The 12,200-nt window shown below is 56.1% G+C and carries 9 protein-coding genes; 6 read left to right on the top strand and 3 right to left on the bottom strand.

The window, feature by feature from the left end:
* The first annotated feature begins 102 nt into the window (after window positions 1-102).
* From MUA00_RS21065 to MUA00_RS21050, 4 genes are all read left to right on the top strand, one after another.
* A complete protein-coding gene (locus MUA00_RS21065) occupies window positions 103-834 on the top strand; it encodes a 3-ketoacyl-ACP reductase FabG2 (protein ID WP_271124921.1) in 732 nt (243 codons plus the stop codon).
* The gene (locus tag MUA00_RS21060; RefSeq protein ID WP_271124920.1) at window positions 831-2,060 is read left to right on the top strand and encodes a beta-ketoacyl-ACP synthase; all 1,230 of its coding nucleotides are present in this window, start codon (window positions 831-833) and stop codon (window positions 2,058-2,060) included. Before MUA00_RS21065 ends, MUA00_RS21060 begins: the two co-directional genes overlap by 4 nt.
* Window positions 2,060-2,665: a 4'-phosphopantetheinyl transferase superfamily protein gene (locus tag MUA00_RS21055; protein WP_271124919.1), complete on the top strand. Its 606-nt coding sequence runs from the start codon at window positions 2,060-2,062 to the stop codon at window positions 2,663-2,665. Before MUA00_RS21060 ends, MUA00_RS21055 begins: the two co-directional genes overlap by 1 nt.
* Before the next feature lie 104 nt (window positions 2,666-2,769).
* Window positions 2,770-4,965 (top strand): TonB-dependent receptor, encoded by a 2,196-nt coding sequence (locus MUA00_RS21050; protein WP_271124918.1) that lies wholly within the window; start codon window positions 2,770-2,772, stop codon window positions 4,963-4,965.
* A 76-nt stretch (window positions 4,966-5,041) separates the two neighbouring features.
* Here the strand turns inward: MUA00_RS21050 and MUA00_RS21045 are convergent, their stop codons facing one another.
* Together MUA00_RS21045 and adiC are read right to left on the bottom strand one after the other, a co-directional pair.
* Complete coding sequence (locus MUA00_RS21045; protein ID WP_271124917.1) at window positions 5,042-7,345, bottom strand: Orn/Lys/Arg family decarboxylase; 2,304 nt, start codon at window positions 7,343-7,345, stop codon at window positions 5,042-5,044.
* A 12-nt stretch (window positions 7,346-7,357) separates the two neighbouring features.
* Window positions 7,358-8,689, bottom strand: a complete 1,332-nt coding sequence (adiC, locus tag MUA00_RS21040; RefSeq protein ID WP_271124916.1) for an arginine/agmatine antiporter — start codon at window positions 8,687-8,689, stop codon at window positions 7,358-7,360.
* Window positions 8,690-8,941: 252 nt separating this feature from the next.
* Between adiC and ymdB the strand changes: the two genes are divergently transcribed.
* Both ymdB and MUA00_RS21030 read left to right on the top strand, forming a co-directional pair.
* Window positions 8,942-9,466, top strand: coding sequence for an O-acetyl-ADP-ribose deacetylase (ymdB, locus tag MUA00_RS21035; protein ID WP_271124915.1), 525 nt, complete (start codon window positions 8,942-8,944; stop codon window positions 9,464-9,466).
* Complete coding sequence (locus MUA00_RS21030) at window positions 9,417-10,904, top strand: phospholipase D family protein (protein ID WP_271124914.1); 1,488 nt, start codon at window positions 9,417-9,419, stop codon at window positions 10,902-10,904. The genes ymdB and MUA00_RS21030 overlap by 50 nt, the downstream gene beginning before the upstream one ends.
* A 62-nt stretch (window positions 10,905-10,966) precedes the next feature.
* On the opposite strand, the gene mdoC is transcribed toward MUA00_RS21030, so the two are convergent.
* Window positions 10,967-12,124, bottom strand: coding sequence for a glucans biosynthesis protein MdoC (gene mdoC / locus MUA00_RS21025; RefSeq protein WP_271124913.1), 1,158 nt, complete (start codon window positions 12,122-12,124; stop codon window positions 10,967-10,969).
* Between the last annotated feature and the right edge of the window lie 76 nt (window positions 12,125-12,200).

The raw sequence follows: 12,200 nt of genomic DNA, 5'->3' as shown, positions 1-12,200 counted from the left end.
ATAATAAGGAAAATCAATTAATTGATTTTCGGCTGATCGTCACAAAGAAGGAAAAACCACGCTTTTTCCTTCTTTGTCAGCAATTTTAATGGGATAGCAGGTATGACTCGAACAGTACTGGTGACTGGCGCCAGCAAAGGCATCGGCAGGGCTATCGCCCTTGGGCTGGCAACTGACGGCTTTACCGTGGTGGTGCATTATCACCGCGACCAGGAAGGCGCGCAGCAAACGCTTACACAAATCGAAGAGCAGGGCGGCCTGGGCCGTCTGATGCAGTTTGACAGCGGCGACCGCGCCGGGTGTCGCGCAACCCTTGAGGCGGATATCGACGCTCACGGCGCGTACTGGGGCCTGGTCAATAATGCGGGCGTGGCGCGTGATGGCGCGTTTCCGGCGCTTAGCGAAGAGGACTGGGACGGCGTTATCCATACCAACCTCGACAGTTTTTATAACGTCATTCAGCCGTGCGTGATGCCGATGATTGGCCTGCGGGACGGCGGGCGCATCATCACGCTGTCGTCCGTTTCCGGTCTGATGGGCAACCGCGGCCAGGTTAACTACAGCGCGGCGAAAGCGGGCATTATTGGCGCGACAAAAGCGCTTGCCGTTGAACTGGCAAAGCGCAAAATCACCGTGAACTGCATCGCGCCCGGGCTTATCGATACCGGCATGATTGAGATGGAAGAAGCGGCGCTCAAAGAAGCGATGCGCATCATTCCGCTGCAACGCATGGGGCAGCCGGAAGAGGTTGCCGGGCTTGCTCGTTATCTGATGTCCCCGGCTGCAGGCTACGTGACCCGCCAGGTTATCTCCATTAACGGAGGTATGCTGTGATTCGCCGCGTGGTCGTAACAGGAATGGGGGGCGTCACCGCATTCGGCGAAAGCTGGCGGGACGTTTCCAGCGGTCTGAAATCGGGCAAAAACGCCGTGCGTAATATGCCGGAATGGCAGATTTACGACGGGCTGAACACCATGCTCGGCGCGCCAGTGGATCATTTTGCGCTGCCGGCTCACTACACCCGCAAGCGTATTCGCGCTATGGGACGCGTCTCACTGATGGCAACGCGGGCAACGGAGCTTGCGCTTATTCAGGCTGGATTGCTCGACGATCCGGTTCTGACCAGCGGCGATACGGGCATTGCCTATGGTTCATCAACGGGCAGCACCGGCCCGGTTAGCGAATTTGCCACCATGCTCACCGAAAAGCACACCCGCAATATCACCGGCACGACCTACGTGCAGATGATGCCGCACACGGCCGCCGTAAATACCGGGCTGTTTTTCGGCCTGCGTGGGCGTGTTATCCCGACTTCCAGCGCCTGCACGTCCGGCAGCCAGGCGATTGGCTATGCCTGGGAAGCCATTCGTCACGGCTACCAAACCGTGATGGTTGCAGGAGGCGCCGAAGAACTTTGTCCGTCGGAAGCGGCCGTATTCGATACGCTGTTTGCCACCAGCCAGCGCAACGATCGTCCTCAGAGCACGCCTTCGCCGTTCGACCAGCAGCGCGATGGGCTGGTAATCGGCGAGGGCGCCGGGACGCTGATTCTGGAAGATCTGGAACACGCGCAGGCGCGCGGGGCGAATATTTATGCGGAGATAGTCGGTTTTCACACCAACTGCGACGCCGCGCACATCACGCAGCCGCAAAAAGAAACAATGCAGATATGTATCGAGCGCGGTCTCCGTTCTGCCGGGCTTGTTGCGGGCGATATTGGCTATATCTGCGCCCACGGTACGGCGACGGATCGCGGCGATATAGCGGAAACGCAGGCAACCGCCGCCGTGTTTGGCGCAGGCACGCCGGTTTCTTCGCTAAAAAGCTACCTGGGCCATACGCTTGGGGCATGCGGCGCATTAGAAGCCTGGATGAGCATTGAGATGATGCGCGAAGGCTGGTTTGCCGAAACGCTCAATCTTCGTCATCCTGACGCCGCCTGCGGCGAGCTTGATTATATTATGGGCGGCGCACGTCGTCTGGAGACAGAGTTTGTGCAGAGCAACAACTTTGCTTTCGGCGGCATCAACACTTCGCTCGTTCTGCGTCGCTGGCCGTAATGGATTACCGGCTGGCCTTTGGCTCCGTTGAATGCCTGAGCGATAACGAACAGGTTGCGCGCTGGCTCTCGCCGGAATTAGCGGCGACGGCGCCGGGCGGGAAACGTCGTCCCGTCTGGCTCGCAGGGAGGATCCTGCTGGCGATGCTTTTAGAAAAGGAAGCGTTGCCGCTGCTCGCAGCGGGGCCGAACGGTAAACCCTGGCACCCTGAACTACCGCACTTTAATATCAGCAATAGCGGCAGCAGCGTCGCGGTGCTGGTGGGGAAAGATGAGGTTGGGTGCGATATTGAGCGGCTGCGCCCAAGAACGCGTATCCTCGCGGTGGCGCAGCATAGCTTTGCCCCAGACATTTATGCCTGGCTTGCTGCATTGCCTTCTGATAAGCAGCTTCCGGCTTTCTGGAAATTATGGACCGCCCATGAAGCGGTGCTTAAACAGCAGGGCGGAACGGTCTGGCAAATCGCTACGCTAGGGCTTCCGCTGGCAACGCTTTGTCCGCCGGGCCGCTATCTTACCCACCTGGCCGTTCGTAACACGCTGATCGCCTGCTGCGGCACTAAGCCTTTTCCCGCGCAATTTTCCCCTGAGCTTGAATTTTGCTGAGAAACGTATTTTCATTTTTCTTGCAATTCCCGTACGTCAAACGATAATCATGCGCAAAATAAGAAGCGTTCTCATTATTAATTATCTTTGACAGGGAATAACTCATGCAATACGGCATCACTTCACCAGCGGGATGGCATCCACGCCTGCTCGCGGTACTCATTAGCACAGCCCTGTCTCCGGCATTTGCCGCCACAGGCGACGCTGCTAAACCAGCTAAAGAAGACACCATCACGGTCAGCGCCACGCCGGAAAGCGCCTTCCGTTCGGGCGGCGATGAATTAGTGCCCGCTTATCTGGATGGCCAGGTCGCCAACGGCGCGCGCCTGGGACTGCTTGGCGAGCAGGAGGCAAGCAACGTACCTTTTAATATCATCGGCTATACCGCAAAGATGATTGAAGACCAGCAGGCGACAACGCTGAGCGATGTTATTCGTAACGATGCCACGGTACAGGCGGTGCGCGGCTACGGTAACTTCGCCGAATCTTATCGTATCCGCGGCTTCCAGCTTGATAGCGATGATATTTCTTTTGGCGGTTTATACGGCGTATTACCTCGTCAGATAGTTGCCACAAACGTTGCGGAACGCGTCGAGGTCATTAAGGGCTCGAATGCTTTCCTCAACGGCGTGCCGCCGGGCGGTTCCGGCGTAGGCGGGTCAATTAACGTAGAACCAAAGCGTGCAGACAGCGAGCCGTTAACCCGTGTCGGCGTGGATTACGGCTCGGATTCGCAGATTGGTACTTCCCTGGATGCTGGCCGTCGCTTTGGTGACAGCGATCAATTTGGCGTACGCGTGAACGTGCTGCACCGCGAAGGCGAAACCGCTGTTGATAAAGAAAAAGCCCGCACCACGCTTGCCACGGTCGGCCTGGATTATAAAGGCGAACGGCTGCGCAGCTCTCTGGACGCCGGCTGGCAGAAATCCAGTATGCATAACGGTCGGATTAGCGTAGGCGTAGGGGCGGCCACCGAAATACCGGAAGTGCCGGATAATACCGATAACTACAGCCAGAAATGGGTCTATTCGGATATGTCCACTCGCTTCGCCGCGCTGCGCGGTGAATATGACGTGCTGGATAACTGGACGTTTTACGGCGGCATCGGCGGGAACAATACCGACGAGCGCGGCGAATACAGCACGCCGAAGCTGCTGGATGACGAAGGCAATGCCAGCCTGACTCGCCTGGGTACGCGCTATGTCGCAGACAGTTTTTCCGGCATGACGGGCATTCGCGGTAAGTTCGCTACCGGCGCTATCGGCCACAGCGTTAACCTCGGTTATTCAGGCGTGTACCGCAAAACCCGCGCGGCTTACACCATGTCTGGCTCAGCAAACACCATAAATATCTACGATCCCACAACGATTGGTTACCCGGCGACGCTTTATAGCGGCGGGAATATGGACGATCCAAACGATCGTAGCCGTACGCGTACATCCGGTATTTCTGTCTCCGATACGCTTTCCGCGCTGGACGAGCGCGTGTTGCTGACCGTTGGCGCTCGTCGACAGGATGTGACGGTGCGCAACTACGATTATCAGGGGGCGGAAACGCCCGAGACGCGTTTTGACGCCTTCAAAGTGACGCCGGTTTATGGCCTGGTGGTGAAGCCGTGGGAGCATGTTTCTTTCTACGCAAACCACATTGAAGCTTTGCAGCCAGGGCCTACAGCCAGCAGCCTTGCGAGCAACTCGGGGCAGGTTGTCGGTATTGTGCAATCCAAACAAAACGAAGTCGGTGTGAAAATGGACTTTGGTCGCGTGGGCGGCACGCTGGCGCTGTTTGAAATTAAAAAGCCTGTCGGCATGATTGACGATAACAATGTTTACGGGCTGTACGGCGAGCAACGCAGCCGCGGTATGGAACTGAATGTCTTCGGTGAGCCGGTCTACGGCGTGCGCCTGCTGGGTAGCGCGCTTTGGATGAAACCTGAATTAAGTAAAACCGCAGGCGGCGCCAACGACGGTAACGATGCGGTCGGCGTACCGCGTTATGCCGTGACGATGGGCGGTGAATGGGATCTGCCGTGGGTGCAAAATCTGACCGCGAGAGGAACCGTAATCCGCACCGGTTCTCAGTACGTCAACGCGACGAACACCATGAAGCTGGATAGCTGGACGCGCCTTGACCTCGGCGTGCGTTACAGCACTAAGGTGAACGATCAAACGCTCACCTGGCGCGCCAACGTAGAAAACGTCACCAACGAGAAGTACTGGGCAGCGGTAGACGATAGCGGCACCTACATTACGCAGGGCGATCCGCGCACGCTTAAGCTGTCTATGTCGGTAGATTTCTGATTTATTTTTATTGCACGCAAATAAAGAGCGGGCGGCTGCGCGCCACTCGCTCTTTATCCGCTGATTAAATTATGCGCTACTCCTTCAGCGCCCAGATGTGATAAACCCCGTTTACCAGCTCAGCGCCTTCCAGTTCCTTCTCAAAACCGGGGAATTTTTCGCCCCATTCCGCAATGCTGCGAATGTATTTCAGCCACGGCTCTTCGGCGGCACCGAAGCTCTCGCCTGGCATGACAATCGGAATTCCCGGTGGATAAGGGATAACCCCGACGGCGGAAACGCGGTGGGCAAGCTGGTCTATCGGCAGGTGGTCCGCAATGCCGGCCATATGCTGCTGGAAGGCGATGCGCGGGCGTTTGAACGGGACGGGAATATTGCCAAAGGCGGCGGCTTGCAGCTTGTCCATCTGGCTGGTCTTCATGTAGTTGAACATTTCATCGCAGAGATCTTTGAGCCCCATGCCGGAATAACGCGCGGCGTCCGCGCCGATCAGGTCTGGCAGACAGCGTTTGAGCAGCGTGTTGTTGTCGTAGTCGGATTTAAACTCCAGCAGGACGTTAATCAGCGTGCCCCATTTACCTTTTGTCACGCCGATTGAAAACAGGCACAGCACCATAAAGTCCGTGGTGCGGGACGGCACGATGCCGCGTTCGCCCAGGTAGGCGGTAACCATCGCCGCCGGAATGCCGCGGTCGAGCAGATTGCCGTCATCGCCCATGCCCGGCGCCAGAATGCCTGCCTTGATAGGGTCGAGCAGACACCACTCATCTTCGAGCTGTTCGAAGCCGTGCCAGGCGTCGCCGGGCTTCAGCGTCCAGCATTTCGGATCGGTGGTGAGCTGCTCGCGGGAGGCTTTGGCAAAGGGGACTTCGTTGCCAAAGCCATCCGTGACGGTGGGCGCGTTCCACGGCGAGAAGAACCACTCTCCTTTTTTGGCGAACGCAGCGTGGACCTTGGCCAGCGCCAGGCGGAAATCCACCGCTTCGTTGATCACTTCCTGGGTGAGCGCTTCGCCCTGGCCGCCGTCCATCATCGCCGCGCCTATTTCATTGGCGGCGATAATCGCATACAGCGGCGAAGTAGTGGCCTGCAGCATATATGATTCGTTAAAGCGCGAGTGCTCGACCGGTTTTTTGCCGTTGCGGATATGAATATATGAAGCCTGGGAAAGCGAGGCGAGCAGCTTGTGCGTGGAATGCGTGGCAAAGATCGTTGGACCGCTGCTGTCAAAATCCTTCGGGTCGCCGCGCATGGCGAAGCGGCCTTTATACATCGGGTTGAAGCGGGCATAGGCGTACCAGGCTTCGTCGAAATGAATCTGATCGACGCTCTGCGCCAGCAGCGCCTGCGCGGCTTCGGCGTGATAGCACATGCCGTCGTAGGTACAGTTGGTGACCACAGCATAAACGGGTTTATCGCTGACCACTTCGTGTTTTAACGGGTTAGCGGCTATCGCCTGGCGGATGCTTTCCGGTTCAAACTGCCGCTTCGGGATCGGTCCGATAATGCCGAAACGGTTGCGGGTAGGGATGAAATAAACCGGCAGGGCGCCGGTCATCACCAGCCCTTGCTCGATGGATTTGTGGCAGTTGCGGTCGCACAGCGCCACCTCCAGTTCTCCAACCACGGCCTGCATCACGGCCCTGTTGGAGCCCGATGTACCATTGAGCACCGAATAGCTGCGGTGCGAGCCAAACACTTCCGCGGCGTAAATTTCCGAAGCTTTGATGGGCCCGCTGTGATCGAGCAGCGAGCCCATCGCCGCGCGTTCTATGCCCGTATCGGTGCGGAACAGGTTCTCGCCGAAGAAATCGAGAAATTCACGTCCCACCGCAGATTTAGTAAACGCCACGCCGCCCTGGTGCCCCGGCGCCGCCCAGGAATACTCGGGGTTTTCCATGGTGTAGCTGAACAGCGCGCGGGTGAACGGCGGCAGCAGTTGTTCGTAGTAGCGCTGGATCAGTGAGCGGGCGCGGGCGGCGATAAATTCGGCGGTATCTTCATGCATCCAGACAAATTCATTTACCAGCCGCATGGAGTCCAGCGTCAGGGTGTCGATGCAGGAGTGTTCCGCCATCAGCAGCACCGGTACGTTTTTATTGCGTCGGCGAATGGTTTGCAGCAAGGCAAAGGCCTGACTGTGGGAGGCATCGTCATTGCCGCCGGAGGTCCAGTCGACGAAGATGCAGCACAGCGAGGCGTCTGAGGTGACGGTGGCTATGCCGTCTTCAAAGGTGACGGCGGAAATAACCGCGAAGTTATTCTCCTCAAGCGCCTCAATCAGTTCGGCGATGGCCCGTCCGTTCGCGGTATTCACGTCCTGAACGCTGCTATCGACGACCAGAATTTTACGTTTTTGGTGCGTGCCTAAATCTAGCATGTCGGGCTCCTGTTAATCGTTAACCACGGGTTTATCCAGCGGGTAGGGGTTTTTATGGCGACGGTTGTAGTTCACCGTGTACATCGCGGTAATGAACATGATGGCCACAAACGACCACATCACTTCTGTCGCGCCCGAACCAACCACCGCCCAGATGCAGTAAATAAAGGCAATCAGCGTCAGGAACAGGTACGGCAGGCGCTGGTTGCCCAGATGCCCCTGGCCGACAAGCATCAGCGCGGCGCAGGTATAAATATAAGGTACAAGAGTGAAGATAACGGATACGGAGGAGACGACGGCGAACTGCGAGGTGGCGTCCGGGGAGATACTCGCCAGTTGAAAGAGTGACATTAATACACCGACGATTAACAGCCCGGCGACCGGCGTCTGGTCTTTATTCACCCTGGCGAATATCGGCGGGAAAAGCCCGTCGTCCGCCGCGGCTTTTGCCGTTTGCCCGGCGAGCAGCGTCCAGCCCCCAAGGCTGCCCAGACAGCCGATCGCGGCGCAGAACGACACTATCGCCCCGGCGGTCGGTCCGAGCGCCATGCGTGCCGCATCGCCAAACGGCGAGGCTGATAGTTTCAGATCGGCATTTGGGATCATGCCCATGATGGCGGTGGTTGAAAGGACGTAACATACCGCTGCAATCAGCACGCCGCCAATGGTGGCGATGGGCACGTTACGTTTAGGATTTTTAACCACCGCGGCGGCAACCGAAGCGCTTTCCACGCCGATAAACGACCAGAGCGTGACGCTAAGCGTGCTCTGTATCGCGCCGAAGGTGCCTTTACCGCTGACGTTCCAGGCGGCCATATAGGTATCGCTTTTGAACCAGAACCAGCCGAGCACCGCCACGGCAACAATCGGAATGAGCGCCAGAATCGTCGCCACCGCCTGTACGCGGGTAATCATTTTAGGACCGAGAATGTTCAGCCCGACAAACAGCCACAGAATGGCGATGCAGGTAACGGTTAACGGCCAGGGCTGGTTGAGCATCGGGAAAAAGTAGCTCAGATAGCCGACGCCGATAACCACCATCGCCACGTTACCTATCCAGCAGGCAAGCCAGTAAAGCACGTTGGTCTGATAGCCGAGGAAGGGGCCGAACGCGCGTCTGGCGTAGGCGTAAGAGCCGCCGGGACTGTCGTCGAGGGAGGACATTTTGGCGTACACCATGGATAAAGACAGGGCGCCGATAATCGTCACCGCCCAGCCAAAAATAGCGATGCCCCTCGTTGCGGCAAGGCTTGCCGGCAAAAGAAAAACCCCGGAACCCATGATATTGCCCGCCACCATTAACATCACCGGGACCAGCCCGACTTTCTGAGCTTCATTAGCCATAAACCTACTCCTGCGATGAGCTGTATTTTCGAAAGTTAACCTGCGGACAAAGCTTAATCGCTTGTTATCCGGTCAATTTCATGTCGGAGCCAGGGGACAAATCCCCGCGGAGGGATGCCTGTAAAGGTAAGATGAGTCGGTCTGGTGGGGCTTTTTTAGACTACCGGCAGCGTTAAACACAGACAGTAAGTGATATACGACAGTTGCCAGGTAAGTTTAGACTATTATCAAAGACTAACTGGAGGTTTCCCTATGAGTGAACGAATATCGGTAATGCAGGGCGATATTACGCGCGTTGACGTGGACGTTATTGTGAATGCGGCCAACTCATCTCTGATGGGCGGAGGCGGCGTGGACGGCGCCATTCATCGGGCTGCGGGCCCCGCGTTACTGGCGGCCTGTAAACAGATTGTTCAGCAGCAGGGGGAATGCGCCACCGGACATGCGGTGATAACCGAAGCCGGGAATATTCCGGTAAAAGCGATTATTCATACCGTGGGGCCGGTATGGCACGGCGGCGAGCGTCACGAAGCTGAACTGCTTGAGCAGGCTTATCGAAACTGCCTGGATTTAGCGGCGGCAAACGGCTATCGCACAATAGCTTTCCCTGCGATCAGCACTGGTGTTTACGGCTATCCGAAGGAGCAGGCGGCGCGCATTGCGGTTGATGTCGTTTATAAATACATTGGCATCAGGCCGTTACCCGAAGAGGTGGTTTTTGTCTGCTTTGACGAAGAAAATACCCGCATTTACCAGCAATACCTTACCCAGCTATAACGTGGAAGGCGAGCACGCTACCCGCCTCGGGCGGGCGATAACGCCGACAACGACGGAGCACCCTGGACTCAGCGGTATTCACACGCTGGCCGATAGCCTGGATGCCTTCGCGGCGCGCTATCTCCTGTGCGGCATGGCGGAAAAAACGCTTGATGTGCAGTACTACATCTGGGAAGACGACATGTCCGGCAGGCTGCTGTTCAGCGCGTTGCTTAAAGCCGCCGAACGCGGCGTGCGTGTGCGCTTGCTGCTGGATGATAACAACACCAGCGGTCTGGACGACACGCTACGGCTGTTAAATTCGCATCCGCATATTGAAGTCCGCCTGTTCAATCCCTTTTCGTTTCGCCTGTTTCGCGCGATAGGCTATCTTACTGATTTTGCACGCCTGAACCGGCGGATGCACAATAAAACTTTTACCGTGGATGGGGAAACAACCATCGTTGGCGGGCGCAATATTGGCGATGCCTATTTTGGGGCTGGCGAACAGCCGCTGTTTTCCGATCTCGACGTGCTGGCGGTTGGACCGGTTGTCGCCGATGTGTGTCAGGATTTTGAACGTTACTGGAGCTGCCAGTCGGTTTCGACGCTGGACAAAGTGCTCGACGTGGACGAAGAAACCCTGCAACAGCGCGTGCAGCTACCTGAGAACTGGCGGGATGATCCCATAGCCCGACGCTATCTCGACAGGCTGACTACCAGCCAGTTCGCGACCCATCTGGTTTCCCGCACGCTCAAAATGTACTGGGCTAAAACAAGGCTGCTTAGCGACGACCCGCGTAAAGGGCAGGGCAGAGCGCGCAACCATACGCTGCTGCCTCAACGTTTGCTGAAGGTGATTGGGCAGCCGCAGCAGCAAATAGATATTATTTCAGCCTATTTTGTCCCCACTCGCGCGGGCGTTGCGCAGATTCTGGGGCTGGTGCGCAAAGGGGTGAAAATCGCTATTCTGACCAATTCCCTTGCCGCCAATGACGTTGCGCCCGTGCACGCAGGCTATGCCCGCTGGCGAAAGAAACTGTTGCGCCACGGCGTACAGCTTTTTGAATTAAAACCGCAGCATGGAGGTGGGGATATCCCCCATGACCGCGGGCTGACAGGCAATTCCGGCTCAAGTCTGCACGCAAAAACCTTTAGCGTGGACAAGCAGCAGGTCTTTATTGGCTCGTTTAACTTCGATCCGCGTTCCGCCATGCTGAACACCGAGATGGGATTTGTTATCGAAAGCGCCACGCTCGCTGAAGATATTCACGAACGTTTCAGCCAAAGCCAGCGAAAAGCCGCCTGGGAACTGCGCCTCGACCGTTGGGGCCGGGTGAACTGGGTGGAAAGTAACGACGGCAAAGAAATCGTCTGGAAGAAAGAGCCGCACACTCGGTTCTGGCAGCGCGTGCTGGTGCGCCTGGTGTACCGACTGCCGGTGGAGTGGCTTTTATAACGCTTTCGCTCTCCTGATGGTCTGGACTTAAGCGCCATTAAACCATCAGGAGAGCAGGGGGATTATCCGGCGGATTTTGTCGCTTTGGCGGCGTTTTGCGGCTTGCCTGAGAACAGGAAACGCAGCAACGGTATACGCAGATGAATTTCGTAAAGCACCACGGCAATGCCCACCACAAAGATTAATCCCGCAATAAACCCAAGCGTATTTGAAGCGATATGCGGAGTGATAAACGCGCCGAAAAACAGCACCAGCGGGTGATGCACCAGATAGATAAACAGCGATGCATTAACGAAATAGGTCACCCGGGGAGAATGGAAGTTGAGCAATTTATGGCCCAGCGAAAACACCACGTTGACCATCCACAGCCCCATCAGCATCGTTATCACGCTTTCGGTTTCATACATCCACGCATCGCCGTTGCCATAGCGCTGGTTTAACAGATAAGCGGCAAACGCAAGCGCGGCGCCAGCGGCGCACCATGGAGAAGGGGTGGTGAATAATGCTTTCAGCTTCGGACGGGTAAATGCCAGCGCGCCGAGCAGGAAAAACGGCAGGTAAAAGAGAGTCTGCATAACCACGAAATTAAACAATCCGTCGCTTAATAACGGTGCGTGAATAATAAAAATTGTGCGCCGAATTGCGCCGTATAAAATTCCGCAGGCCAGAAATAAAATTGAGAGTCTTCCTAACGAAAGCGACGCATGACTATTTTCTTTATGCCGCGTAACGTACCTGTTCATCTTTTTAAACAAAAAAAGACAAACTGTCGTTAATACCACCATCACCAGTAAAAACCATAAATGCGAAATCAGTTCCCAGACCAGCGTGTTGTATTTTTCATAAGTCGTTAAGGTATGCCAGTTGGCGGCTTTACCGTTAACGTACTGCAACATCAGGAACTGCGGCAGGGTAAGCAGGGGTATTGCCGTAAGCATCGGGATGCCAACGCGTTCCACACGGACTTTCCACCAGCGTTTAAGCGGATAACGCAAAAAAAGCATGTAGGAAAAATAACCAGAAATGACAAAAAATACCTGCATACGGAAGGCGTGAATAAAGTCATTAAACAGGGTAAGCCACCAGGAGGGCAGGGCGCTGTTCACATGCCAGGTGTGGCTGGAATAGATTAATGAGATATGGAATGGGATGCCCAATAACATTAACCAGGCCCGGATAGAATCCAGGAAAAATTCGCGTTGCTGCGGTGCGTTACTCATAATACTCCAGACATTATCGGACTAATCGTCTTATCCTTAAGATAGCTATCCTTCAGGCTCTACGGCTAATTTGGAT

Source organism: Dryocola boscaweniae (genome assembly GCF_025215095.1).
Taxonomy (GTDB): domain Bacteria; phylum Pseudomonadota; class Gammaproteobacteria; order Enterobacterales; family Enterobacteriaceae; genus Dryocola; species Dryocola boscaweniae.
This window is presented reverse-complemented; position numbering and strand designations above follow the sequence as displayed.